The 26,033-nt window shown below is 70.9% G+C and carries 23 protein-coding genes; 10 read left to right on the top strand and 13 right to left on the bottom strand.

Going from position 1 to position 26,033, the window contains the following annotated elements:
- Window positions 1-9: 9 nt before the first annotated feature.
- The gene (locus tag FB391_RS10865; protein WP_141894387.1) at window positions 10-549 is read right to left on the bottom strand and encodes a gamma carbonic anhydrase family protein; all 540 of its coding nucleotides are present in this window, start codon (window positions 547-549) and stop codon (window positions 10-12) included.
- Entirely contained in the window at window positions 546-2,693 is a 2,148-nt protein-coding gene (locus FB391_RS10860; protein WP_141894386.1) for an acyltransferase family protein, read from the bottom strand. Before FB391_RS10860 ends, FB391_RS10865 begins: the two co-directional genes overlap by 4 nt.
- Window positions 2,694-2,858: 165 nt before the next feature.
- On the opposite strand from FB391_RS10860, the gene FB391_RS10855 reads away from it, so the two are divergent.
- Window positions 2,859-3,344: a Dps family protein gene (locus FB391_RS10855; RefSeq protein WP_141894385.1), complete on the top strand. Its 486-nt coding sequence runs from the start codon at window positions 2,859-2,861 to the stop codon at window positions 3,342-3,344.
- A gap of 59 nt (window positions 3,345-3,403) precedes the next feature.
- Here the strand turns inward: FB391_RS10855 and FB391_RS10850 are convergent, their stop codons facing one another.
- The 8 genes from FB391_RS10850 to FB391_RS10815 all read right to left on the bottom strand — a co-directional run bounded on the left by FB391_RS10850 (window position 3,404) and on the right by FB391_RS10815 (window position 12,199).
- Window positions 3,404-4,078, bottom strand: a complete 675-nt coding sequence (locus FB391_RS10850; RefSeq protein ID WP_141894384.1) for a response regulator transcription factor — start codon at window positions 4,076-4,078, stop codon at window positions 3,404-3,406.
- Window positions 4,079-4,098: 20 nt separating this feature from the next.
- Window positions 4,099-5,496, bottom strand: coding sequence for a sensor histidine kinase (locus FB391_RS10845; RefSeq protein ID WP_141894383.1), 1,398 nt, complete (start codon window positions 5,494-5,496; stop codon window positions 4,099-4,101).
- Window positions 5,477-7,054 (bottom strand): multicopper oxidase family protein, encoded by a 1,578-nt coding sequence (locus tag FB391_RS10840; protein WP_246093462.1) that lies wholly within the window; start codon window positions 7,052-7,054, stop codon window positions 5,477-5,479. The genes FB391_RS10845 and FB391_RS10840 overlap by 20 nt, the downstream gene beginning before the upstream one ends.
- Before the next feature lie 87 nt (window positions 7,055-7,141).
- Window positions 7,142-8,653 carry an amidohydrolase gene (locus FB391_RS10835; RefSeq protein ID WP_141894382.1) on the bottom strand — a complete coding sequence of 504 codons (1,512 nt, stop codon included), beginning with the start codon at window positions 8,651-8,653 and terminating at the stop codon, window positions 7,142-7,144.
- Window positions 8,650-9,291, bottom strand: a complete 642-nt coding sequence (locus FB391_RS10830; protein ID WP_141894381.1) for an FMN-binding negative transcriptional regulator — start codon at window positions 9,289-9,291, stop codon at window positions 8,650-8,652. The genes FB391_RS10835 and FB391_RS10830 overlap by 4 nt, the downstream gene beginning before the upstream one ends.
- Window positions 9,292-9,345: 54 nt before the next feature.
- Complete coding sequence (locus FB391_RS10825; RefSeq protein ID WP_141894380.1) at window positions 9,346-10,344, bottom strand: Fpg/Nei family DNA glycosylase; 999 nt, start codon at window positions 10,342-10,344, stop codon at window positions 9,346-9,348.
- 4 nt (window positions 10,345-10,348) lie between these two features.
- Window positions 10,349-10,915, bottom strand: a complete 567-nt coding sequence (locus FB391_RS10820; RefSeq protein WP_141894379.1) for a ribose-5-phosphate isomerase — start codon at window positions 10,913-10,915, stop codon at window positions 10,349-10,351.
- A gap of 84 nt (window positions 10,916-10,999) precedes the next feature.
- The gene (locus FB391_RS10815) at window positions 11,000-12,199 is read right to left on the bottom strand and encodes a ferrochelatase (protein WP_141894378.1); all 1,200 of its coding nucleotides are present in this window, start codon (window positions 12,197-12,199) and stop codon (window positions 11,000-11,002) included.
- Between the two features lie 163 nt (window positions 12,200-12,362).
- On the opposite strand from FB391_RS10815, the gene pepN reads away from it, so the two are divergent.
- The 8 genes from pepN (at window position 12,363) to FB391_RS10775 (ending at window position 22,068) form a co-directional block, all read left to right on the top strand.
- The gene (gene pepN / locus FB391_RS10810) at window positions 12,363-14,909 is read left to right on the top strand and encodes an aminopeptidase N (protein WP_141894734.1); all 2,547 of its coding nucleotides are present in this window, start codon (window positions 12,363-12,365) and stop codon (window positions 14,907-14,909) included.
- A gap of 162 nt (window positions 14,910-15,071) precedes the next feature.
- Entirely contained in the window at window positions 15,072-15,983 is a 912-nt protein-coding gene (locus FB391_RS10805; RefSeq protein ID WP_141894377.1) for an ABC transporter ATP-binding protein, read from the top strand.
- Window positions 15,980-16,798 (top strand): ABC transporter permease subunit, encoded by an 819-nt coding sequence (locus FB391_RS10800; RefSeq protein WP_141894376.1) that lies wholly within the window; start codon window positions 15,980-15,982, stop codon window positions 16,796-16,798. Before FB391_RS10805 ends, FB391_RS10800 begins: the two co-directional genes overlap by 4 nt.
- Before the next feature lie 10 nt (window positions 16,799-16,808).
- The gene (locus FB391_RS10795; protein WP_246093461.1) at window positions 16,809-18,077 is read left to right on the top strand and encodes a sensor histidine kinase; all 1,269 of its coding nucleotides are present in this window, start codon (window positions 16,809-16,811) and stop codon (window positions 18,075-18,077) included.
- Complete coding sequence (locus FB391_RS10790; protein ID WP_141894375.1) at window positions 18,074-18,763, top strand: response regulator transcription factor; 690 nt, start codon at window positions 18,074-18,076, stop codon at window positions 18,761-18,763. The genes FB391_RS10795 and FB391_RS10790 overlap by 4 nt, the downstream gene beginning before the upstream one ends.
- Window positions 18,764-18,799: 36 nt before the next feature.
- Window positions 18,800-19,891, top strand: a complete 1,092-nt coding sequence (locus FB391_RS10785) for a mechanosensitive ion channel family protein (protein WP_141894374.1) — start codon at window positions 18,800-18,802, stop codon at window positions 19,889-19,891.
- Entirely contained in the window at window positions 19,888-20,367 is a 480-nt protein-coding gene (locus FB391_RS10780) for a globin (protein WP_141894373.1), read from the top strand. Before FB391_RS10785 ends, FB391_RS10780 begins: the two co-directional genes overlap by 4 nt.
- 36 nt (window positions 20,368-20,403) lie before the next feature.
- Window positions 20,404-22,068, top strand: coding sequence for an FAD-binding dehydrogenase (locus FB391_RS10775; RefSeq protein ID WP_141894372.1), 1,665 nt, complete (start codon window positions 20,404-20,406; stop codon window positions 22,066-22,068).
- 42 nt (window positions 22,069-22,110) lie between these two features.
- Here FB391_RS10775 and FB391_RS10770 read toward each other — a convergent pair whose 3' ends face one another.
- Window positions 22,111-22,788: a DUF8185 domain-containing protein gene (locus tag FB391_RS10770; protein WP_141894371.1), complete on the bottom strand. Its 678-nt coding sequence runs from the start codon at window positions 22,786-22,788 to the stop codon at window positions 22,111-22,113.
- A 103-nt stretch (window positions 22,789-22,891) separates the two neighbouring features.
- On the opposite strand from FB391_RS10770, the gene FB391_RS10765 reads away from it, so the two are divergent.
- Window positions 22,892-23,752 carry an acyl-CoA thioesterase gene (locus FB391_RS10765; RefSeq protein WP_141894732.1) on the top strand — a complete coding sequence of 287 codons (861 nt, stop codon included), beginning with the start codon at window positions 22,892-22,894 and terminating at the stop codon, window positions 23,750-23,752.
- A gap of 68 nt (window positions 23,753-23,820) precedes the next feature.
- On the opposite strand, the gene FB391_RS10760 is transcribed toward FB391_RS10765, so the two are convergent.
- Window positions 23,821-24,342, bottom strand: a complete 522-nt coding sequence (locus FB391_RS10760) for an acyl-CoA thioesterase (RefSeq protein ID WP_141894370.1) — start codon at window positions 24,340-24,342, stop codon at window positions 23,821-23,823.
- A complete protein-coding gene (gene ettA / locus FB391_RS10755) occupies window positions 24,335-26,014 on the bottom strand; it encodes an energy-dependent translational throttle protein EttA (protein WP_141894369.1) in 1,680 nt (559 codons plus the stop codon). The genes FB391_RS10760 and ettA overlap by 8 nt, the downstream gene beginning before the upstream one ends.
- Window positions 26,015-26,033 lie beyond the last annotated feature (19 nt).

The raw sequence follows: 26,033 nt of genomic DNA, 5'->3' as shown, positions 1-26,033 counted from the left end.
CATCCCGACTCAGGCGACGGAGATCGCGCTGCGGTGCTCCTCGATGTGCTGGAGGTAGTGCTCGGCGTTGCGCAGCAGGCCGGCACGCTCGTCGTCGGTGAGCTCGCGCCGCACCTTGCCAGGAACCCCGGCCACGAGAGAGCCGTCGGGGATCTCGGACCCTTCGAGCACGACGGCGCCGCCGGCGATGAGGCAGCCGGAGCCGATCTTCGCGCCGTTGAGGATCACGGCGCCCATGCCGATGAGCGATCCGTCGCCGATCGTGCAGCCGTGGACGACCGCGTTGTGCCCGACCGACACGTTCTGGCCGATCACGACGGGGTGCCCCGCGTCGACGTGGACCGACACGTTGTCCTGCAGGTTGCTGTTGGCCCCCACGGTGATGGTGTCGCCGTCGGCTCGCAGCACGGCGTTGTACCAGACGCTCGCGCCCGGCCCGAGGGTCACTCCCCCGACCACCCGAGCGCCGGCCGCGACGAACGACGTGGGGTCGAGCTCAGGGGTCCTGCCGGCGGCGAAGAGGACCGAAGCACCCGGTGCGACTGTCATGGTGCGACCCTACCGGCGAGCGCGCCCTGGATCGCCTCGGTGTACCACGGGGCGAGGGTGTCGACGAAGGTCACCGTGAGGTGGTCCTGATCGCGGTAGATGTTCGCTCCGCCCACGACCGGGGCGCACGTGTCTTCGCCGCAGAAGACGTCGGTGAAGTCGAGCAGCGTCACCGCGTCGAGGCCGGTGGCGGCATTCCTCAGCGGATCGTCCTCGACGAGCACGTCGGACCGCGCGCCGTCGCACTCGGAGGCGTCCCGTGTGCGCAGGCACTTGTTGGGGTCGGTCTCCCACACCGGGTTGTCGACGACCGTGATCACGGGGATGCCGCGGTCGGTGACCGTGCTCCAGGCGTCGCGGTAGCCCGCGACCGCGGCGTCATGAGCCGAGTCGTAGCCGGCGGCCGAGTACGGCGTGTTGGCGATGGCGGCGGTGAAGACGACGTCGAGGTCGGTGTCGTCGATCGCGCGCTGGACGCCCTCTCGCCAGTCGGAGCACGCGGCCCCGAAGGCGCCCGGTGTCGACAGGGGCGTGGTGTTCCACGGACATGCGCCCTTGAACCACGTGATCAGATGCCACCCGTTCTCATCGGCCATGCGCTGAAACGTCGGCAGCAGCTGGTACGCGTGGCTGTCGCCGATGAGGGCGACCTGGGGCGCGTCGGGGTCGTCCGAGCCGAAGTGGCACGAGACGGGGCGCGAGTCGGTGAGCTGCACGAAGCACTGCGGGTGCTCGGGCCGGTCGATCCCGGCGAATCCGGGGGCGGGCAGGATCGTGTCGCCGAAGTCCGTGCCCGCGCACGTCGGATCGAGGACGGATGCCGCTCCGAAGCACTCGGGAGGGTTCTGCTGCAGCTCGGCGATGTCGCGCGTGCCCTGGTTGTACAGCGGCGCGTTGACGAACCACGCCAGTCCGGCGACGAGCGCGACGACGACCATCGCCGCGAGCGACGACCACAGGGTCACGCGGGCCGGGCGCGTCGTGAGCACCTTCCACCCGCGCACCGGGTCCTCCACGAAGCGCTTGGTGAGCCAGGCGAGCACGAAGCACAGCACGAGGAGAGCCACGCGGTGGTAGATGGTGAGCCCCCAGAACGGCACGGAGGGCGCGATGATGATGAGCGGCCAGTGCCACAGGTACAGCGAGTACGAGATGTCGCCGACGAACTGCGCCGGTCGGATCGACAGGATCCGCGTCGGGTACCACCAGCGGTCGCTGTTGGACGCGGCGATCACGGCGGCCGCGCCGAGCGTCGGCAGCGCCGCCATGTAGCCGGGGAACGGCGTCTGTCCGTCGAAGGTGAACGTCACGTACACGAGGAGCAGGATGCCGGCCCAGCCGAGCACGAAGCTGCCGATGGCGTTGCGGATCCGCAGCATCGGCACGAGGGCGATCATGGCGCCGACGCCGAACTGCCACATGCGGCCGAAGGTGACGAAGTACGCGGGTGCGGGGTTGGTGATCGTGAAGACGACGCAGAAGGCGAACGAGACGACGGTCACGATGCCGAGCGCGGTGATGATCGCCCGACGGCGTGCGCCGCGGAAGAACTTCACGCCGATCCAGGCCGCCAGCAGCATGATGAGCGGCCACATCACGTAGAACTGCTCTTCAAGGGACAGCGACCAGTAGTGCTGGACGGTGGTCGGCGACCCGGAGTGGTTGAGGTAGTCGGCCGAGTTGAGCGCCAGGTACCAGTTCTCGACGTAGAACGTCGACGACAGGATCTCACGCACCTCGTTGGGCAGCGCCGAGGTCGGCATGAGGTACGGCGACATCACGACGACGGCGCAGAACAGCAGGACGAGAAGGGATGCCGGCAGCAGGCGCCGCGCGCGACGGGCCCAGAACTGCCCGAGCTTGACGGTGCCCGTGGCCGTCACCTCGCGCATGAGGTGCGAGGTGATGAGGAAGCCCGAGATCACGAAGAAGATGTCGACGCCGATGTAGCCGCCGGTGATGCGACCGGGCCAGAAGTGGTAGAGCACGACGCACAGCACGGCGATCGCACGCAGTCCCTGCACGTGCGGCAGGAAGCGCGAGGGTTCGGCGTGTTCGGGCGAGCGGTCGTGGGGCTCTCGGGTCACCGTCTTGGCGGGGACGCCGAGATGCTGCGGTCCGAGGTCGTGATCTGCGGAAGGCACGCATCGACGTTAGCCGCTCCGCGCCCGTGCGCCCGCACCGACGGCTCGGAACACGGGATTAGCCCAGCCTTCTCTTGCTTGCGGAATGACTCCCCGTGAGTAGCGTTGCAGTCACTGGAGGACGACCGCCGTTCGGCGGCACTCCGCACGATGGAGGCGAGAGTCATGACAGACACGAAGACCGTTCCCGCAACCGCCGCGAACCCCGATGTCGCCGCAGCGACCGCGCAGTTCCTCACTCCCGTGGCCCTCGGGCTGCAGGGACTCGCCGTCAACGGCAAGCAGGCGCACTGGAACGTGCGCGGAGCCAACTTCATCGCGATCCACGAGCTCCTCGACTCGGTGGTCGCCAACGCGCAGGCCGGCGCCGACCAGGCGGCCGAGCGGATCGTCGCCCTCGGGCTGCCGATCGACGCGCGTGTGACCACGGTCGCCGAGAAGACGCCGGCGACGGCCGTCCCGGCGGGCTTCACGCAGTGGGACGCGCTCATCCGCAACGTGATCACCGACATGGACGCCGTCATCGCTGACGTCCAGGCGGCGATCGACGGACTGGACGAGTTCGACCTCACCAGCCAGGACATCGCGATCGGCATCAAGGAGACGCTCGAGAAGGACCGCTGGTTCCTCTTCGCGCACCTCGCCGAGTAAGCGCACGGACACGACGAAGGCCCCGGACGATCCGGGGCCTTCGTCGTTTCGTCTGGTGTTCAGGGATGCTGCAGGAAGGCGAGCACCGCGAGCACCCGGCGGTGCTCGGTTCCGGACTCCTCCAGCCCGAGCTTCGCGAAGATGGCGCTGATGTTCTTCTCGACGGCGCCGACGCCGATGAACAGCCGCTGCGCGATGCTCGCGTTGCTGCGCCCCTCGGCCATCAGCGTCAGCACGTCGCGTTCGCGCGGGGTCAGCGTCGACAGCGGGTCCGGCCGGGCCGACAGCAGGCCCTGCACCACGAGAGGGTCGAGCACCGTGCCCCGCTCGCGCACGCGCCGGACGGCATCCGAGAACTCGTCGAGCGAGGTGACGCGGTCTTTCAGGAGGTAGCCGACGCCACCCTCGCCGCCCGCGAGCAGCTCGCGGGCGTACACGCCCTCGACGTACTGGCTGAGCACCAGGATCCCCACCTCGGGAAGCTCCGCGCGCAGGGCGAGGGCCGCCTTGATCCCCTCGTCGCGGAACCCGGGCGGCAGGCGCACGTCGAGGATCGCGACGTCGGCCCTGGCCTCGCGCACGCGCGCCACGACGTCCTCCGCGTCCCCCCATGCGCCGGCCGTCGTGTAGCCGGCCTCGTCGAACAGCCGCACGAGGCCCTCGCGCAGAAGGACGGAGTCTTCGAACAGGACGACGCGGAGCCCGGACGGATCGTGCGAGGAGGAAGCGGCCACCTCCTCAGGATAGGGATCCGTCACGGCGCGACCGTCAGCGGGATGTGGGCGCCGATCGATGTCGGTCCGCCCACGGGGCTTTCGACGACGAGGAGGCCGCGCAGACCCGCCACCCGCTCGCGCAGGCCCTCGAGGCCGTGCCCGCTGGAGAGCACCGCTCCCCCGCGGCCGTTGTCGACGAGCCACACGTCCAGGTGCGTCGGCGCGCCCGCCGCCGACCGCCGAAGCGTCGCGCGCAGCGTGGCGGCCGTGGCACCGGAGTGCTTGACGACGTTCGTCATGAGCTCGGCGACGACGAAGTACACCGTCCGCGCGACCTCCTGACTGACGGCACGATCGATGGCGGGGTCGACCTCGACCTGGACCCACAACGGCGAACTGGTGGCCAGCGCGTCCAGCGCGGCGGCGAGCCCGCGGTCCTGCAGGAGGGGCGGCGCGACACCGCTGGAGAGGGCGCGCAGCTCGTCGAGGGCCGCCTTCGCGTGCCCGCGCGCTTCACGGGCGAGCTCGGCGGCGGCATCCCCGTCGCCGGCTTCGGCGCGGCGCTCGAGGGCGGCGAGGTCCATCTGCAGTCGCACCAGTCGCTGCTGCGGACCGTCGTGGATGTCGCGCTCGAGGCGACGCAGTGCCACGTCCTCCGCGTGCACCGCCGCACCGCGCGCAGCGGCCTCGGCGCGCACCTCGGCGGCCAGCTCGTCGGAGCTCCAGCGGCCGAGCATCGAGCGGGCGACGGCATGGTGGCCCAGCGCGAGCCCGCCCAGCACCCAGGGCATGGTGAACGTGAAGAGGATTCCGGCGACGAGGTAGAGGACGACCTCGACGGCCCACGCGTCCCAGCCGCCGAAGAGCCACGGCACGGCGCTGGAGACGTACTGCCCCCAGTCGCCGTTGTCGGCGCCGCTCGGCAGGAAGACACCCCAGAACCAGTACGTGAGACCGCCCAGGCCGACGCTCAGCCACACCGTGGTGAGGACGAACGACACCGTGCTGATGATCGGAGAGACGATCATTCCGTGGATCAGGTACACCCAGTAGTGCGCATTGCGCAGCGGGCGGGTGAGCGTGGCCCAGAACCCGGTGTTGTCAGGCGCGTCGCGGTTCCACTCCGGCTCGTCGACGGCCGGCAGTCCGGTGAGCTGCAGCATGAAGCGGTCGGCGACGCCGAAGCCGCGCGCGATGAGCAGCGTCAGCACCATGAGCGGCAGGCCGACGACGAGGACGAGCAGGCCCACGCTCGTCCAGAACAGCGACGCGAGCAGGCTGACCGAGATCATCGCGAGCACGAAGACCGCGAGCAGGTACAGGGCGCTGCCGGGGGTGCGTACCCAGGCGCGTCCGTAGGACGCCCAGAAGCTGGTGGCGCCGGAGTCACGCGTGTCGGGACCCGCCTGCGGCAGGTCAGTGGTCGTTGTGGTCATCGGTGTCTCCCTCGGGACGCGTCAGGGCGGGCTGCTGGCCCGGCTCGACGACCAGGAACTGTCCCATCATGCCCTGGTCTTCGTGCCACAGCAGGTGGCAGTGGTACATGTACGGCGTGGTCGGATCGGCGTAGTCGTCGAACCTCACCAGCAGCCGGTATTCGCGGTCGCCTTCGAGCGCGATCGTGTCTTTGTAGCCGGCGAGCCGGGCGGGCGGCGGCGAGCCGTCGATGCTGAGGATCCGGTACTGCATGTCGTGCACGTGGAACGAGTGCGGCAGCGGATTGTCGTTGCGGACGGTCCAGACCTCGCTGGTGTCGACCGTGGCGACGACATCGGCCCGCCCCAGATCCATCTGCGTGTCGTTGATGTTGTGCCCCGACATCACGAACGTGCGCTCGGTGACTGCGTTCGCCGCGTCCGGCGCCGGGACGTCAGCCAAATGGGCCGGCACGTCGGGCGAGGCGGCAAGGGATGCCGCGGCCCGCAGCTCCAGCACGTCGAACTCGGCGGAGCCGGCGTGAAGAGCGGGATCGGGTGCCGCGGACCGCAGCGCGATCCGCTCCCCCGGCGCCAGCGACACGACGATCTCGGCACGCTCGCCGGGCGAGAGCGGGATGTCCGTCGCCGCCACCGGCGCCTCGAGCAGACCGCCGTCGGTGCCGATGAGGTCGAACTCCCGCCCGTCGGCGAACGTGAAGTCGTACATGCGCGCGCTGGAGCCGTTGAGCAGTCGCAGGCGCACCTTGCCGGTGGTGACGTCGAGGTACGGCGCGGCTGTGCCGTTGACGAGGATCGTGTCGCCCAGCACTCCGTCGAACTGCATGCCGAGCCCGCCGGCGAATGAGCCGTCCGCGTTGAAGGAGCGGTCCTGCACGATCAGCGGGAAGTCGTCGATACCGTAGTCACGGGGCAGCGCGAGGGCCGCCTCTTCGTCGTCGCGCACCAGGAACATGCCGGCGAGCCCCGCGTCCACCTGCTCACGCGTGCGGCCGTGCAGGTGGGGGTGGTACCACAGCGTCGCGGCAGGCTGATCGACGGTCCACGTCGGCTGCCACAGTGCACCGGCCGCGATGGGCGTGTGCGGTCCGCCGTCCATGGCGGCCGGCAGATGCATGCCGTGCCAGTGCACGGTGGTGGTGTCGGGCAGGTCGTTGGTCACATCCACGCGCACCTGCTCGCCCCGCGCGGCGACGAGCGTGGGCCCGAGGTAGGAGCCGTCGTACCCGAGCGTCGGCGTGTCCCCCTGGGGCACGAACGACGTGCGGCCCTCGCGTGCGGTCAGGGCGAACACGCGCACGCCGTCCTCCACGTGGGACTCTGCGAGCGGCGGCACCGCCACCGGGTTCTCGAACCGCAGCGCGCCCGCCGCCGGCGGCGTCGCACGCACCGCGTTCGTGGCGAACCAGACCGCGGCCGCGCCGATGAGCAGCGCGATGACCGCGAGCGGCGCCACGATCAGCCCGATCACCAGTCCGCGCCGGCGGCGACGCGGCCGGGCGGGAACGGCGGGCATCGCGCCGGGAGGAGCCGGAGCCGGAGGCACGTCGGAAGTCATGCCTCCAGCCTCGCGACGGCGCCGATCCGACGGCATCCGACGCTCTCCCGAACACGTACGGGGGCAGACCCCCGAAGAGCCCTCGGGTCAGGCCGCGTGGGTCAGTCGCCCGGCGACGAGCGTCGCCGACACCCGCATGCCCCGCAGGGCGGCCTCATCGGCGGAGAGCGGGTCGTGCTCGCAGACGGCGAGGTCTGCGACGCCACCCGGTTCCACACGCGCTGCGAGCGCAGACCCGCCGCGCGTGGATGCCGCGAGCGCCGTCGCGGCGTCGACCCGCTGCTGCGGCTGCCACGGGTCGCGCCCGTCGCGGGTGCGGAACACCGCGGACGCCATCGCCGCCCACGGATCGAGGGGCGCGACGGGCGCATCGGAACCGAACAGCAGATTCGCGCCGGTGTCGGCGAGCGTGCGCAGCGGATAGGGCTGCGCGGTCTGGCCGGCCCAGACGGAGTCGGTCAGATCGCGGTCGTCCAGTGCGTGCTCAGGCTGCACGCTGGCGCCCACGCCGAGTCTCGCGAACCGCGGGATGTCGGCGTGGGCGACGAGCTGCGCGTGCTCGATGGTCCCCCACGCCCCGGTGGCCGCGAAGGCCTCCAGCGCGTGCGAGTTCGCGACGTCGCCGATGGCATGGATGGCCGACGCGATGCCGGCACCGGTCGCGCGCATCATGAGTTCGACCAGCGTGGCGAGGTCGACCGTGAGCATGCCGTGGTTGTGCGCGTCGCCCGGGTAGTGGTGCGAGCACGCGGCCGTGCGCGTGCCGAGGGACCCGTCGGTGATCACCTTGAGCGCTCCGACGCGGACCAGGTCGGACGGCCCGCCGTCGAGGCGGATCGCATCGCCCGTCTGCAGCCCCTGCGCGATCGCACGCTCGAGGAACTCGGGGTAGATGCCGTACGACACCCGCAGCGCGTCGAACCCGGCGCCGAGCCTGCGCCGCCACGCCTCGTCGTTCCACGCCATGTCGAAGTCGACGAGCCCGGTGACGCCGCGACTCGCGGCATCCTGAGCCATCCGCGCGACGAGCGGATCCGAGACCGCCGCGTCGACGGCGTTGAGGCGGCGCGAGATCTCGAACGCGGGCTCTTCACGCAGCACGCCCGAGCCGTCGGGCTCGAAGCCCTCGCGCCGCAGCGCGGCGGAGTTGAGCCATACGCTGTGGACGTCCGCGTTGATGAGGTAGGTGGGCACCTCGCCGGTGGCGGCATCCAGCACCGCGAGGTCCGGGGCGTCGGCCCAGAACGCATCGCGGAACCCGCTGCCGATCCGGCGTCCGTCGGCGAGGATCGGCGCGGCCGCCATGAGGGATGCCGCGTGCACGGCCGATCTGGCTTCCCCGAGCGGCGTGCGCTGGGCCGACAGCGCCCACTGCACGACGTGGACGTGATGGTCCCACAGGCCGGCGATCACGCGTCCGCCCTCCGCGTCCACGACGATGCCGCGGCGGGGCAGGGCGCCGGCCGGCGCGATGTCGACGACGAGTCCGTCGGCCAGATGCACGTCGACGGGCTCGTCCGCGAACGGGTCGGTGCGCTCCCAACCGGTCAGCCGCGCGTTGACGATGATGTCGGGGACGTCGCCGCGCGCCGCCGTCACCGCGCCGCCTTGCGCGTGTGGAGGTCTCGGCGCATCTCGCCCGGCAGGCGCGGGTCCGCGTAGGGGCTCCCACCCGCCTCCAGCTCGGCGATCACGGTCTCGACGACCTCGTCGGGCTTGTTCTGGCTGAGCTTGCGCTTGCCGACGACGCGTGTGGGCGTGAGGCGGAACCCCACGGTGCCGCGCTCGAGCCGCCGCACGAAGTCGGGATCGTTCGGCGGCTCCCACATCAGCCGGGGCTGCGGCATCCCGCTCTCGAACCGAGCGACGAGGCGCCCGAGCACCTCGAGGTTCTCTTCCGGAGTGAGCACCTCCGGGACGCCGCTCAGGTGCGCCGAGACGAAGTTCCACGTGGGGACGCTCTGCACGTCGCCGTACCAGCCGGGCGAGACGTACCCGTGAGGCCCCTGCACGACCACCAGCAGCTCGCGCTCGCCGAGCCCGTGGACGAGGTCGTCCGGCTTGCCGACGTGGCCGACGATCGTCAGGTCGTCGCGTCCCTCGTCGAGCAGAACCGCGTAGTGCGACGCGACCAGCCCCTGGTCCGTGGCGCTCACGATCGTGACCCACGGGTTCTGGTCGATCAGCCGGCGGATCTCGCCGACATCGGTCATCGCGAAGCTCGGGTTCTGGCGCATGCGCTCAGCCTATGCGCGGCGTGCGGCGGCGCGGATCACGCGGGCACAGGCCGATCACGCCTGGCACGAGGGGCACCAGTAGAGCTTGCGCCCGGCCGCCTCCTCCACCACGATCGAGGTGCCGCAGATGCGGCACGGCAGTCCGGCGCGGTGATACACCCAGTGCCGGTCGTCGCGGCTGGCCATCGCCCTGCGGTAGGCGTCGGGGTCGAGATCGTCCATGGTCATCATCTGACCCGTCTCGACGCCGATCGCGAGGAGCCGCACCCAGTCGCGCCACAGCCCCCGCACGACCTCCTCGGGCACATCGCGGCCCGGCGTGTGCGGGTTCTGGCGCGCGCGGAAGAGCAGTTCCGCGCGGTACACGTTGCCGATGCCGCTGACGACGTTCTGATCCATGAGGAGCAGGCCGATGGAAGTAGGCTTGCGGCGCACGACGGACGTGAAGCGCTCCTCGCCCTCCGCGACGTCATCCACGAGCGGGTCGGGACCGAGCTTGGCGATCGTCGCGGCGACCTCGTCCGGCGTCTGCAGCTCGCACGCCGTCGGTCCGCGCAGGTCGGCGCAGGTCGCCTCCGTGAGCAGGCGCAGGCGCACCTGACCCACGATGGGCGGCGGCCACTCGTCGCCCTCGTCGGCAAGGCCCGTGGTCTGCTCCGACATGCGCACGTGCACGCGTGCGCGGCGCGGGGCTCCGATCGAGGTGAGCGAGTTCTCGCCCGCGGCATCCAGGATCGGGTCTGCGAGATCGGTGCCGCGCTGGTTGGTCTGCCCCATGCGCCCGTTGGCCGAGGCGATCGTGGGGTCCACCAGGATCTCGCCGGCGAAGTCCCATGCCCCGTACATCCCGAGGTGCACGCGCAGCCACAGGTCGTCGTCGAACTCGAGGAACATCTGCTTGCCCACCGCCCGCACCTCGGTCGCCGTCCGACCGCTCAGGATCGCCGCCCCCTCGGCGAAGCGCCCCTGCGGACTGGACGCGGTCACCGCGCGGCCGACGAAGTTGCGGTCGAACTGGCGGGCGATGCGGTGGACGGAATGGCCCTCGGGCATGGGCTCAGCCGGCTTCGGGGTCGAACGAGCTTCCGTCGGCCGCGAGCACGTCCGGCTGCCCAGCTTCCGGTCCCTGAGCGTCTCGGGGGGCACGCGGGTCGGGTTCGAGCGACCCGTCCTGCTCGTACGCGGCGAGCTGGGCGATGCGGCGCGCGTGCCGCTCCTCGCCCGAGAACGGCGTCGCGATGAAGCGGTCGATGAAGCTCGCCGCCTCTTCGAAGGTGTGCTGACGGGCGCCGATCGCGATGACGTTCGCGTCGTTGTGCTCGCGCGCCAGTTCGGCCGTCGCGATGCTCCACACCAGTGCGGCGCGCACGCCCAGCACCTTGTTCGCCGCGATCTGCTCGCCGTTGCCCGACCCGCCGAACACGACGCCGAGGGTCTCGATGCCCGCGGCCTGGTCGCGCACGACCGCCTGCGCCGCGCGGATGCAGAACGCCGGGTAGTCGTCGAGCGGGTCGTACTCGAGCGGACCGTGGTCGACGACCTCGTGCCCCGCCGCGGCGAGGTGGTGCTGCAGCTGCGTCGAGAACTCGAGGCCGGCGTGGTCGGTCGCGATATGGATGCGCATGGGCTCAATCCTAGGGAGGGACGGGACAGGGAGGACGAGACGGACGCCGGGCTGCGGCATCCACTTGCACAGCGGCGGTGCGGATCAGGGGGCCACGCCGGCGGCGGCGGGCTTGAAGCCTGCGCGCACGTTCTCGCAGCAGGCCGGACGGCACACGTCGAACCAGGGGCCGAGCTCCGTGGCGTGTGGCCGCTCTGCCGGGGACGTGCCGTGCAGCCGCTCCTCGACGAGATCGACGAGCCCCGACACGAACACCGGGTCGACGCCGGGGGTCGGCGTGCGGACAGCGCGGATGCCGACCTCTCCGGCCGCCTCCATGGCCTCGGTGTCGAGGTCCCAGAGGACCTCCATGTGGTCGCTCATGAAGCCCACGGGCACGATCGCGATGGCCTGGATGCCGGATGCCGGCAGCTCGGCGATCACGTCGTTGACGTCGGGCTCCAGCCACGGCTGGCTGGCGGGACCCGAGCGGGACTGGTACACGAGCTCCCAGCCGATGCGCTGGGCGCCCGGCACCTCGGCCGCGACGGCGGCCATGACGACCTCGGCCACCGCGAGGTGCTGCGCGGCGTACGCGCCGCCCTCGCCGAGGTCGCGATGCAGCTCGTCGCCCTCGCGCGGGCCGGAGCGCTGGGCGTCGGCGGTCGGGATGCTGTGCGTCGAGAACAGCACGCGGACGGCCTCGGGGGCGATGCCGTCGGCGAGGAAGGCGGCGACGGCTTCGCGCACGCCGTCGATGAACGGCTGCACGAACCCGGGGTGGTCGAAGAACTGACGCACCTTGTCGATGCTCACCGTGCCCGACAGACCGGTGTCGGTCAGCACGCGCGCGAAGTCCTCGCGGTACTGCCGGCAGCTCGAGAACGACGAGTAGGCGCTGGTCGCCAGCGCCAGGAGGCTGGTGTCTCCGGCGGCGGCGGCATCCTTCACCGCATCGTCGAGGTACGGCGACCAGTTGCGGTTGCCCCAGTACACCGGCAGGTCGATGCCGCGACGGGCGAGCTCCGCCTCGAGCGCCGCCTTCAGTGCGCGATTCTGCGCGTTGATGGGGCTGATGCCGTCGAAGTGCCGGTAGTGGTGGGCGACCTCTTCGAGCCGCTCGTCCGGGATGCCGCGGCCGCGCGTCACGTTGCGCAGGAACGGGATGACGTCGTCCTGCCCTTCGGGGCCGCCGAAGCCGGCCAGCAGGATGCCGTCGTAGGCCACCGGGACCTCGACGAACGGTGCGCCGGACGCGGCGGCAGGAGAGGCGAACGGGACGAGGGGCTGTTCGGCGGGGCTCACCCCTCCATCCTGACACCGCAGCCGGATCGCCGCGCCCGGCCGCCACGGGTTCTCGCGCCGGATCTGGCTTTGCGGAACGCCTCGCGTAGGCTGGGACGGTTGTCGTCGGCGCCAGCAGCGTGGACGGCCGCGTTCGTCATCCTCACCCATGGGAGCCACAGCAGTGCCTGGAGAGAACCTCACCCGCATCGAGGCGCAGGAGCGCCGCGCGATCGTCGACACCCAGTCGTACGAGGTCGCACTCGACCTGATGAAGGGCGCCGAGGTGTTCGGATCCCGGACCGTCGTGCGCTTCACCGCGACGCCCGGCGCCTCGACGTTCATCGACCTGATCGCGCGAGATGTGCGCGAGATCACGCTCAACGGCCGGTCCCTCGACCCGGCGGCCTCGTTCGCCGACTCGCGCATCGCGCTGGACGACCTGGCCGCTGAGAACGAGCTCGTCATCGACGCGGACTGCCTCTACACCAACACGGGCGAGGGCCTGCACCGCTTCGTCGACCCGGTCGACGGCGAGGTGTACCTCTACTCGCAGTTCGAGGTCCCCGACTCGCGCCGCGTGTTCGCGGTGTTCGAGCAGCCCGACCTCAAGGCCACCTTCCAGTTCACGGTCACCGCGCCGGAGCCCTGGAAGGTCGTCTCGAACTCGCCCACGCCCGAGCCGAAGAAGCACGGCGACGGCAGCGCGACGTGGACCTTCGAGGCCACCCCGCGCATCTCTTCGTACATCACCGCGCTCGTCGCGGGACCGTACGAGGCCACCTTCTCGGAGCTCACCAGCGCCTCGGGCCGGGTGATCCCGCTCGGCGTGTACGGCCGCAAGAGCCTGTGGCAGCACCTCGACGCCGACTACATCTTCGACAAGACGCGTCAGGGATTCGCGTACTTCGAGGAGAAGTTCGGCTTCCCCTACCCGTTCGCGAAGTACGACCAGCTCTTCGTCCCCGAGTTCAACGCGGGCGCCATGGAGAACGCCGGCGCGGTGACCTTCACCGAGACCTACGTGTTCCGCTCCAAGGTCACCGGCGCGGTCAAGGAGCGCCGCGTCGTCACGATCCTCCACGAGCTCGCGCACATGTGGTTCGGCGACCTCGTCACCATGAAGTGGTGGAACGGCCTGTGGCTCAACGAGTCGTTCGCCGAGTGGGCGTCGACGATCGCGACCGCCGAGGCCACCGAGTGGACCGAGGCCTGGACGACGTTCAACGCGATGGAGAAGACCTGGGCGTACCGTCAGGACCAGCTCCCCTCCACCCACCCGGTCGTCGCGCAGATCAACGACCTCGAAGACGTCCAGGTGAACTTCGACGGCATCACCTACGCCAAGGGCGGGTCGGTGCTCAAGCAGCTCGCCGCGTGGGTGGGCATCGAGGCGTTCTTCGGCGGCGTCGCGGCGTACTTCCAGAAGCACCAGTGGTCCAACACCGAGCTGTCGGACCTGCTGTCCGAGCTCGAGGCCACCAGCGGGCGCGAGCTGTCGACGTGGTCGAAGAAGTGGCTCGAGACCGCGGGCGTCAACACCCTCGCCCCCGAGATCGTGACGGATGTCGACGGCTCGATCACGCGCTTCGCGATCGTGCAGACGGCTCCCGCGGACTACCCCACGATCCGCCCGCACCGTCTGGGGGTCGGCTTCTACGATCTGCAGGGCGACGCGCTCGTCCGCGTGCACCACGTCGAGATCGACGTCGACGGCGACCTCACCGAAGTGCCCGAGCTGAAGGGCCACCGGCGTCCGGCGCTCGTCCTCCTGAACGACGAGGACCTGGCCTACGCGAAGATCCGCCTGGACGCGCAGTCGCTGCAGACGGCGATCGACCACCTCGGCAAGATCACCGACCCGCTGGCGCGGTCGCTGGTGTGGGGCGCCGCCTGGGATCAGACGCGCGATGCCGAGGCATCGGCGTCGGACTACGTCGACCTCGTCCTGCGCAACATCGGCGCCGAGACCGAGTCCACCACGGTCCGCACGACGCTCGGCCAGCTCCAGCTGGCGGCGAACTCGTACGTCGCCCCCGACAAGCGCGACGCCACCCGTGCCGCGGTCGCCGACGCCCTGTGGGAGCTCGCCCGCGGCGCCGACGCGGGCAGCGACAGCCAGCTGCAGTTCGTGACGGCGTTCGCGTCGGCCGCGGCGACACCCGCGCAGTGGGAGAAGGTGCGCGCCGTCCGCGAGGGCACCGAGACCTTCGAGGGCCTGGAGATCGACACCGACCTGTCATGGCAGCTGCTCGTGTCGCTCGCTGCCGGCGGAGTCGTGAGCGCCGCCGACATCGATGCCGCGCTCGAGGCGGACAACACCGCCAAGGGCGGTGAGTTCGCCGCGCAGGCGAAGGCCGCGCTGCCGTCCGCCGAGGCGAAGGACGCGGCGTGGGCATCGCTCGTCGACCGCGACGACCGGCCCAACACGATCGTGCGCTCCGCGGCGCTCGGCTTCGTGCACCCGGCGAGCCGCGACCTGCTCGGCGACTACGTCGCGCGCTACTTCGACGCGCTGCTGCCGATCTGGAACTCGCGCACGTACCAGATCGCGCAGTACCTCATCGTGGGCCTCTACCCGTCGCCGCTGGCAGATGTCGCCCTGCGGGACGCCACGCGCGGATGGCTCGAGGCGAATGCCGAGGCCGCGCCCGCGCTGCGCCGCCTGGTCGCCGAGAACCTCGCGGGCGTCGAGCGCGCGCTGGCCGTGCAGGACCGCGACGCCCAGTAGCCCGTCGTCTCCTGATCGATGTGATGCCTCGGTCCTGCGTGCGCGCAGGACCGAGGCATCACGCGTTCAGGGCGCGGGTCCTCCCGCAGTACCGTCCCCCGGCGGCACGACGGCACCGCAGGAGGACGCGGCCGGCGTGCGGGTCCCCGTAGCGTCGGCTGCATGATCGTTGCAGAACAGCTCACCAAGAGGTTCGGGGACAAGACCGCGGTCGACGGCGTCTCGTTCACCGTCCAGCCCGGCAAGGTGACCGGCTTCCTCGGCCCGAACGGGGCCGGCAAGTCCACCACCATGCGCATGATCGTCGGGCTGGACCGTCCGACGTCGGGCCGCACCACCGTCGCCGGCCAGGACTACCGCGCGCTCCGTGCACCGCTGACCGAGGTCGGCGTGCTCCTGGACGCCAAGGCCGTGCACACCGGCCGCACGGCCCGCAATCATCTGCGGGCGATGGCGGCGACCCACGGCATCCCTCGCTCCCGCGTCGACGAGGTCATCGGGATCACCGGCCTGGAGTCGGTCGCCGGCAAGCGCGCCGGCAAGTTCTCGCTCGGCATGGGGCAGCGGCTCGGCATCGCCTCGGCGCTGCTGGGCGATCCGCACACCCTCATCCTCGACGAACCCGTGAACGGCCTCGACCCCGAGGGAGTGCGCTGGGTGCGCGAGTTCGTGCGCCACGCCGCCGACGAGGGACGGACCGTCCTGCTGTCGAGCCACCTCATGAGCGAGATGGCGCAGACCGCGGACCACATCGTGGTGCTGGGACGCGGACGCGTGCTCGCCGACGCACCGCTGGACGGACTCGTCCGCGCCTGGACGACCATCACGACGCGGGTGCGCAGCCCGCGCGCCACGGACCTCGCCGGACTCGTCGCGGGGCCGGACGTCCGCATCACCAGCACCACCCCGGGCGTTCTCGACATCGAGGGGCTGACCGCGGAGCTCGTCGGCGACACCGCCGCGGCCCACGGCATCCCGATCCACGAACTGACGACGACGACCGGCTCGCTCGAGCAGGCGTATCTCGCCCTCACCGAGAGCTCCGTCGAGTACAAGACCAAGGAGATCGCATGACCGCCCTCACCCAGACCCCCGCACCGGTCCGCGCCGTCGCGCGCGCATCCGCGCCGTCGCCGTACCGGCTGAGCTTCGGTCACCTGCTGCACAGCGAGTGGATCAAGATCACGTCCGTCCGCTCGACGTGGTGGTCGCTCGGCGTGACCGCCGCGCTCTCGATCGCCATCTCGATGATGATCGCCGGTGCGTCGTCGAGCTTCGGCCCCGGCTTCCCCGCCGTCAGCGCGATCCTGATGCCCACGCAGTTCACGATGCTCGTGGCCGGTATCCTGGGCGCGATCGTGATCACCGGCGAGTACTCCACCGGGATGATCCGCTCCAGCCTCACCGCAGAGCCGCGTCGCGGCGCCGTGCTCGTCGCGAAGGCCGTCGTGGTGGCGGTGCTGATGGCCGCCGTCACCGTCGTCACGTACGCGATCTCGATCGCGGCCACGGCTCCCCTGCTGACCGAGGGCCTCGACTGGTCCGAGCCGTCGCTGTCGATCGTCCCGCTCGCCTACGGCGTGCTGTCGATGGTGGCCTTCACCCTCATCGGGCTCGGCTTCGGGTTCATCGTCCGCAACGGCGCCGGCGCCATCGCCGCGACAGTGGGCGTGCTGTTCGTCCTGCCCATCGTGGTCCAGATGTTCGCGATGGCCGGCGAAGGATGGCGCTGGATCGTCGATCTGGGTCAGTACCTCCCGATGAACGCGGCGGCCACGCTGACCGCGCCCGGCGGCGAGGACCTCGTGCCGGCGGTGCTCGCCCTCGCCGGGTGGACCCTCATCCCGCTGCTGGTCGGGTGGGGCGTCCTGCGCACGCGTGACGCGTAAAGTCGAGCGCATGGCTCGCAGCAGCAGCTCCGCATCCGCTCCGGTGGATGCGGAGCTGCTGCTGCCCCGTCCTCCCGGAGTGATCCGGCAGTTCTGGGCGCGGCATCCGCGGTTCACCGACATCGTCGTCACGCTCGTCGGTCTCGCGATCGCGCTGACGACGGCGGGCCCGGTCGGCACGGACGGCGCCGATCCCGGGGCACCGGTCCACATCGTCTCGATGGTGATCGCCATCGCCGCGGCGGCGACGCTCATGCTGCGGCGCCGGTGGCCGCTCGTGCCCTACGCGCTCGCGATCCTCCTGCAGCTCGTGATGCTCGCCTATCCGTCAGCGGCCGGGTCACCCCTGCTGGTCCTCTCGATGTACGCGGTCGCCGTATACGGCTCGAGCCGCCTGTGCTGGATCGCCTACGGCGCCGGCATGGGCGCGATCGCCGTGGTCGGCGGGTTCGAGACGCTGCTGGGCACCGTGGACTTCCTCGGTGCGCTCAACGCACTGCTGTCGGCGGCGGTGGTGGCTCTGGTCGGAGCCCTCGTGGGCATCAACATCGGCAATCGCAAGCGCTACCTCGAGGCCGTGATCGACCGTTCGCGCCAGCTCCTCGTCGAGCGCGACCAGCAGGCGCAGCTGGCGGCAGCCGACGAGCGGGCGCGCATCGCCCGTGAGATGCACGACGTCGTCTCGCACTCGCTCACGGTCATCGTGGCACTCTCCGAGGGCGCCATCGCGACGCCCGACATCGAGCGCGCACGCGGAGCGATGGATGCCGCCGCCACGACGGCGCGTGAAGCGCTGACCGAGATGCGGGTCATGCTGGGTGTGCTGCGCGACGGCGACGTCGACGCTCCGCTCGCGCCGCTCGCCCCGGTGTCGCCCTTTGACGTGGTGGCGGCGGCGCAACGAGCGGGCTACCCCGCGACGCTCGTCGTCACCGGTGCCGCCGAGCTTCCTGAGACGGCGCAGTACGCGATCGGGCGCATCGTGCAGGAGGGCGTCACGAACGCCATGCGACATGCGCCGTCCGCGACCGCCATCCGCGTGCTGATCGACCACGCGGCGACGGCCACCACCGTCACGGTCCGCAACGACCGGGCTCAGCCGTCCTCCGGACCCGGAGGGTTCGGACTGCGCGGGATCGCCGAGCGCACCGCGCACATCGGCGGCACGCTCTCGGCGGGCCCCGACGGCGCCGGCGGCTGGGAGCTCTCGGCGACGATCCCCGCGCCGCCGTCCGGCGTCGACGCGGATGCGCCCGGGCCGAGAGAGGATGCCTCATGACCGACGCCGCCCCCATCCGGGTGCTGATCGCCGACGACCAGGCGCTGATCAGGGTCGGCTTCCGGCTGGTGCTCGAGGCCGAGGAGGACCTCGTCGTCGTGGGCGAGGCCGGCGACGGGCAGGAGGCCGCCGAGCTCGCCGAGCGGCTGCGTCCCGACGTCGTGCTGATGGATGTGAGGATGCCGGTGCTCGACGGGATCGCCGCCACCGCGCAGATCGCACGCGTCGCCCCCCGCACCCGTGTGCTCGTGCTCACGACGTTCGACCTCGACGAGTACGCGTTCGGGGCGCTGGAAGCGGGGGCCAGCGGGTTCCTGCTGAAGGACGCGCAGCGCGCCGAGCTGACCTCCGCGATCCGCGCCGTGCACCGCGGCGACACGCCGCTCTCGCCGAGGATCACCCGGGTGCTGCTGGACCGGCTGGCCATGCAGCCGGCGCCGAGCCCGGCGATCCCGGACCCGACCGGCGAGCTCACGGAGCGCGAACGCGAGGTGTTCCTGGCGATGGGCCGCGGCTACACCAACGCCGAGATCTCTCAGCAGCTGTTCCTCAGCGAGTCGACCGTGAAGACGCACGTGGGCCGCGTGCTGGCGAAGGTCGGCGCGCGGGACCGCGTGCACGCCGTCATCCTCGCGCACCGGCTGCGGCTGCTCGCCGACGACGAGCCGCTGCCTCCCCTGCGGTGAGGTGTTTCCAAGGCCCCGCTCGTTAGGCTGGTGCCGATGACTTGGATGCCCCTCGCAGACGCCCCACCGATCACCACTCCGGCTTTCTGGCAGGACCTCGGCCAGTTCTTCGTGGACGCCGGATGGAACGTGCTCGCGGTCGTGGGAATCATCCTGGGCGCGTTCCTGCTCGTGTGGATCCTGCGCCTCGTGATCCACCGCGTCGTGAACCGCATCGTGAACGGCGCGAAGAGCAAGGCGAACGTCGACGACACCCAGGCTCTGGAGCGGTCGCCGCTCGCGTCCGTGCGGCTCGTCCAGCGCACGCGCACGCTCGGATCGATCCTCAGCAACATCGTGAACGTCACCGTGGTCGTGATCGCGCTGCTGCTCATCATCAACGTGCTCGCGCCTACGGCGCTCGGCTCGCTGACACTGCTCACCGCCGCCGTCGGCGCCGGTCTGGGTTTCGGCGCCCAGAACATCGTGAAGGACGTGCTCAACGGCATCTTCATCGTGGCGGAGGACCAGGTCGGCATCGGCGACGTCGTCGATCTCGGCCTCGCGACGGGCATCGTGGAGTACGTGAGTGTGCGCGTCACCCACGTGCGCGACGTCAACGGCACCCTCTGGTACGTCCGCAACGGCGAGATCACGCGGATCGGCAACCTGTCGCAGGGCTGGTCGCGCGTGATCATCGACCTGTCGGTGGCCGTCGACTCCGACATCGACGAGGTCGAACGGGTCATGCTCGACACCGCCAAGGGCCTCGCCAAAGACCCGAAGTGGCGCACGCGCATCATCGAGCAGCCCGAGGTGTGGGGACTGGAGTCGATCTCGGGCGACGCGCTCGTCATCCGTCTCGTGATCAAGACCCGGGCTAACGCCAAGGACGACGTCGCACGTGAGCTGCGCATGCGGCTCAAGCACGCGATCGACGAGATGGGCATCTCGCTGCCCTCCCTCACCGCCGTCATGCCGTCGGGCATCGAAGGCGCCCAGCGCGTGCGCGGCGCGAACCCGCCGAGGACGCGCCCCAATCCGGTCGCGCCCGCAGCCGAGGGCGCCGTCTGGAAGCCCAAGCGCACGAGCAAGAAGAAGACCTCTCCGGGCGACGAGCCCGGCGCGACCCCCGGAGCGACGTCATGACCGACCCCACCCCGATCACCTTCTACGAGGAGGTCGGCGGCCGCGAGACCTTCGTGCGCCTCGTCGACCTCTTCTACCAGGGCGTCGCCGATGACGAGGTGCTCCGCCCGATGTATCCCGAAGAGGACCTCGGCCCGGCCAAGCACCGGCTGACGACGTTCCTCGAGCAATACTGGGGCGGCCCCACGACGTACGGCGAAGAGCGAGGTCACCCGCGTCTGCGCATGCGTCACGCCGCCTTCCACGTCGATCCCGAGGCCCGCGACCGCTGGCTGGCGCACATGCGCGTCGCCGTCGACGCCCTCGAGCTTCCGCCGCTGCACGAGGCGACGCTGTGGGATTATCTGCAGCGGGCCGCGCACGCCATGGTGAACACGTTCGAGCCGTCGGGCATCGGGCCTTCGGCCGGCGCGCGGGCCGCAGGGACGCTCCCCGTCGTGGCGGCCCCGCCCTCGCCGCCCGACGCCGCACACTGACACCCACACACCCCCCCGGCCGACGAAGGAGTCGACATGCCCACTTCCACCCATCGCACCGACGTGCTCGTGATCGGATGGGGGCTGGCCGGACTCGTCGCGGCCGCCGAAGCCGTCGCGGCCGGCAGGAAGGTGACGATCGTCGACCAGGAGCCGCGCACCAATCTCGGCGGTCAGGCCTGGTGGTCCTTCGGCGGGCTGTTCTTCATCGACTCCCCCGAGCAGCGACGGCTCGGCATCCACGACTCGATCGAACTGGCGCGACAGGACTGGTTCGGCAACGCCGGGTTCGACCGCGACGACGACCTCTGGCCGCGCCGCTGGGCCGAGGCCTACCTGCAGTTCGCGCACCAGGAGAAGCGCTCGTGGCTGCGTGAGAAGGGCGTCGGGTTCTTCCCCATCGTCGGCTGGGCAGAACGCGGCGGCTACACCGCGACCGGGCCGGGGAACTCGGTGCCGCGGTTCCACATCACGTGGGGCACCGGTCCCGGACTCGTCGCGCCGTTCCAGGCGGAGGTCGAGGCCGCCGAGGCCGAGGGCCGGGTCACGGTCCTGCCGCGGCACAAGGTGACGGCGCTCACGATCGAGGACGGCGTGGTGACCGGTGCCGAGGGCGACGTGCTCGAGCCGTCCGGAGCGGGTCGCGGCGTCGCCAGTTCCCGCGAGGTCGTCGACACCTTCGTCGTCGCCGCGCAGGCCACGATCGTCGCCTCCGGCGGCATCGGCGGCAACCACGACCTCGTCCGCCGCTGGTGGCCGGAGCGGCTCGGCACTCCCCCGCAGACGATGATCACCGGTGTTCCCGCCTACGTCGACGGCTCGATGCAGCCGGTCTCGGAGGCCGCGGGCGCGCGCCTCATCAACGGCGATCGCATGTGGCACTACGTCGAGGGCATCCAGAACTGGGATCCGGTGTGGCCTGATCACGGCATCCGGATCCTCCCCGGTCCGTCCTCGGTGTGGCTCGACGCCACGGGTGCGCGACTGCCCGTCCCGCTCTTCCCGGGGTTCGACACGCTGGGCACCCTCGCGCACCTGCGCGCCACGGGATACGACCACTCGTGGTTCGTGCTGTCGCAGAAGATCATCGAGAAGGAGTTCACGCTCTCGGGCAGCGAGCAGAACCCCGACCTCACCGGCAAGGACGTGCGCCTGCTGGCCAAATCGCGGCTCGGAAAGGGCGCCTCGGGCCCCGTGCAGGCGTTCATGGACAAGGGTGCCGACTTCGTCGTGCGCGAGAAGCTGGACGACCTCATCGCCGGGATGCAGGCCCTGCCGGGCGGCGAAGCGCTGGATCCCGAGCGGGTGCGCTTCGAGGTGGAGGCCCGCGACCGCGAGATCGACAACGACTTCACGAAGGACGCGCAGATCGCGATGCTCCGATCGGCTCGCGCGTTCCGCGGCGACAGGCTCATCCGCACCGCGACTCCGCACCGCATCCTGGCTCGCGACGCGGGTCCGCTCATCGCCGTGAAGCTGCACGTGCTCACGCGCAAGTCGCTCGGAGGCATCGAGACCGACCTGTCGGGGCGCGCGCTGGGCGCGGACGGTGCTCCGGTTCCCGGCCTGTACGCGGCCGGTGAGGCCAGCGGCTTCGGCGGTGGCGGCGTGCACGGCTACCGCGCGCTGGAAGGGACGTTCGTCGGCGGATGCCTCTTCTCCGGGCGCGTCGCCGGTCGCGCCGCCGCAGCCGCCGTGTGACGCCGGGGCGCCCGAGCCGTCGCGGCGGTCAGGCGGCGGCGGTCAGGGCGCGGCGGGTCCGGTGCGCCGCACCGGGGTGAGGCCCGACACCAGGGGGCCGCGGACGACGATGTGACCCCGGTCCAGGGTGATGCGCGTCCACGGGCCGTTGGCGTACACCCGCGACGTCTCGGCGCCGCTGATGAACCCCATGCTGAGCGCCGCGAAGGCCACGCCGAGCGGCAGTCCGCCGAGCTCGTCGTCCGGCGAGCCCCACACGGCGGCGCGCACCGCACGGACGGCGTCCTCGCCGGCATCCGTCGGGACGGCGTCGGACACGCGGGCGATACCGCCCTGGGCCTTCGCCGCCAGCGTGGAGGCGTCGATGCCGACCCGCGGCTCCCACCCGCCGCGGGGCGGTGCGATCCCCGCCCACGGGGCGGACAACGCGGTGTCGGGGAGCGTGAGCGCGAGCGGATCGTCGGCGACGGCCGCCAGCGCCGCGGCATCCACGACGAGATCGCACACCAGCTCCGGATCGGCGGCCAGGGTGCGCATCGCCAGCACCGTCGGCGTGGCGTCGCCCAGGCCGCGGGGCGCCAGCGGGGCGGCCGTCATCGCCAGCACGCCGCCTGACGCCTGCAGGCGCACGCCTTCGTCGGTGAAGCGGGCCGCGCGTCCCGCGAAGGTGAGCGCATCGACGGCGGAGGCGGGATCGGCGAACAGCAGTCGGGGAGACATCGCCCCTAAGCTACCAAGCGGAACGACGGGCGCGCGCCGCCCGGAGAGGAGACCCGTGAACGTCGAGCACCCCGCCGATCCCCCGTCCGACGCGGTCGCGTCGATGCTCTCGGTGCTCGACCTCAGCGGTTCCGACGCCCGCACGACGGAGGACATCTTCACCGGGCGCTCGCAGTCCATGCCCCTCGGCCGGGTGTACGGCGGCCAGGTGCTCGCGCAGTCGATCGTCGCGGCATCCCGCACGCTTCCCGAGGACCGGAAGGTCCACTCGATGCACGGCTACTTCCTGCGGCCCGGCGATTCCACGAAGGGCATCACGTTCTCGGTCGACCGCATCCACGACGGCCGGTCGTTCTCGACGCGTCGCACGCAGGCCTACCAGGAGGGCGTGCCGATCTTCTCGATGATCGCGTCGTTCCAGGATGAGGATCCGGGTGTCGAGCATCAGGCGCCGATGCCGTCGGGGGTGCCACATCCTGACGACCTCCCCGACGTCGAGGCGCACCTGGACGGCCTGCACCCGATGTCGAAGAGGTTCTTCACCGACCGCCCGGTCGAGCTGCGTCACATCCCCTCGCCCATCTACACGGCCGTGGAGGGCCCGCGACGGTCCGACCAGCTGGTGTGGATGCGGGTGCGCCGGACCATCCCCGACGACCCGGCGACGCACCGGGCGGCGCTCGCCTACCTCACCGACCTCACGATCCAGGAGTCGATCCTGCGCGCGCACGGTATCGCCTGGACCACCCCCGGGCTGAAGGTGGCGAGCCTCGATCACGCGATGTGGTGGCACCGGTTCGGTCGGGTGGACGAGTGGATGCTGTATGTCCAGGAGTCCCCGAGCGCCCGCGGTGGCCGCGGGCTGGCGACGGGGCGCATCTACAGCGCCGACGGCGCCCTGCTCGCCAGCGTGGCGCAGGAGATCATGGTGCGGGTGCCGGAGGACCGGCTCGAGCAGAGCTGACCGCGCCCGTCGTGCCGCACCGCGCGTGACAGCGATTCTCGTGCCGCGCCTGGCGTCAGCGCCTGGCGTCAGCGCCGGTGCGCGTAGACGATCGGCTCGCCGACGAACGGCGCCCAGGCCCGGCGCTCTTCGATGGTGAGCCGGAGCGGACGCCCGGTGGCGGCGTCCACCTTCACGATCACCGTCGTGGCGCGCGCATAGAGGACGCGCTGCAGGTCGGCGGTCTCGGCCGGGCTGAAGACCTCGTAGCAGACCTCGATGCTCGACCCGCCCATCTTGCCGAACCACATCTGCACGTCGAGGGGATGCCGCTGGTACGGCACAGGGGCGAGGTACTCGATCTCCTGCCGCGCGATCAGGGTGAGCACGCCGCTGAAGATGCTCGAATCGAGCACCGCCGTCGCGGGCGCGTCCTCGCCCGGGGCCGGTACCCAGAAGGCGCGGACCCGCGCCTCTTCGAGCAGTTTGAGCATCGACGTGTTGTTCACGTGGTTGAACGCGTCGAGATCCCCCCAGCGCAGGTGGATGGGGATGTGCAGCCGGAGGCCGCCCCCGGCGGAGGCGGCCTCCGCAGGCGCAGTGTCAGTCACGCGTCAGCTTGCGATAGGTCGTCCGGTGCGGGCGAGCCGCATCGGCGCCGAGGCGCTCGATCTTGTTGGCCTCGTACGCCTCGAAGTTGCCTTCGAACCAGTACCACTGGTCGGGGTTCTCTTCGGTGCCCTCGTACGCGAGGATGTGCGTCGCGATGCGGTCGAGGAACCACCGGTCGTGCGTGATGACCACCGCGCAGCCGGGGAACTCGAGCAGCGCGTTCTCGAGCGACTGGAGCGTCTCGACGTCCAGGTCGTTCGTGGGCTCGTCGAGGAGCAGCAAGTTGCCGCCCTCTTTGAGGGTCAGGGCGAGGTTGAGGCGGTTGCGCTCACCGCCCGAGAGCACTCCGGCCTTCTTCTGCTGGTCGGGACCCTTGAAGCCGAACTTCGACACGTACGCGCGCGAGGGGATCTCGGTCTTGCCGACGGTGATGATGTCGAGACCGTCCGAGACCACCTCCCACAGGGTCTTGTTCGGGTCGATGCTCGCGCGCGACTGGTCGACGTAGCTGATCTTGACGGTCTCGCCGATCTTGAGGTCGCCCCCGTCGAGCGGCTCGAGCCCGACGATCGTCTTGAACAGCGTCGTCTTTCCGACGCCGTTGGGGCCGATGACGCCCACGATGCCGTTCGGGGGCAGCGTGAAGCTCAGCCCGTCGATGAGCGAGCGGCCGTCGAAGCCCTTCTGCAGCTTCTTCGCCTCGATCACGACGTTGCCCAGGCGCGGCCCCGGCGGAATCGTGATCTCTTCGAAGTCCAGCTTGCGGGTGCGGTCCGCCTCGGCCGCCATCTCTTCGTAGCGGGCGAGGCGGGCCTTCGACTTGGCCTGCCGGCCCTTCTGGTTCGAGCGCACCCAGTCGAGTTCCTCGGCGAGGCGCTTGGCCAGCTTCGCGTCCTTCTTGCCCTGGATGGCCAGGCGCTCGGCCTTCTTCTCGAGGTAGGTGGAGTAATTGCCCTCGTAGCCGATGAGCCGCCCGCGGTCCACCTCGGCGATCCACTCCGCCACGTTGTCGAGGAAGTACCGGTCGTGCGTGATCGCGATGACGGCGCCCGCGTACTTCTGGAGGTGCTGTTCGAGCCACAGGACGCTCTCGGCGTCGAGGTGGTTGGTGGGCTCGTCAAGGAGCAGCAGGTCGGGCTTCTGCAGCAGCAGCTTCGCGAGGGCGACGCGGCGGCGCTCACCACCGGACAGGTTCGCGACCGTTGCGTCGGCCGGCGGGGTGCGCAGGGCGTCCATCGCCTGCTCGAGCTGTGAGTCGAGGTCCCACGCGTCGGCGGCGTCGATCTCTTCCTGCAGCGTGCCCATCTCGGCCAGCAGCGCGTCGAAGTCCGCATCGGGGTCGGCCATGAGGCCCGAGATCTCGTTGAAGCGATCGAGCTTCGCCTTGATCGCGACGCCCTCCTCGATGTTCTCGAGGACGGTCTTGGTGTCGTCGAGCTCCGGCTCCTGCATGAGGATGCCCACGGTGAATCCGGGCGACAGCTTCGCTTCGCCGTTCGAGGGCGTGTCGAGCCCCGCCATGATCTTGAGGATGGTCGACTTTCCGGCGCCGTTCGGACCGACCATGCCGATCTTCGCGCCCGGCAGGAACGCCATGGTCACGTCGTCGAGGATCAGCTTCTCGCCGACCGCCTTGCGGGCTCGGACCATCGAGTAGATGTACTCAGCCATCGGGTTTCTGTCTCCTTGG

Source organism: Microbacterium kyungheense, from assembly GCF_006783905.1.
Classification (GTDB): Bacteria; Actinomycetota; Actinomycetes; order Actinomycetales; family Microbacteriaceae; genus Microbacterium; species Microbacterium kyungheense.
The sequence above is the reverse complement of the archived record's forward strand: the minus strand, read 5'-3'. Positions and strand labels throughout refer to the sequence as shown.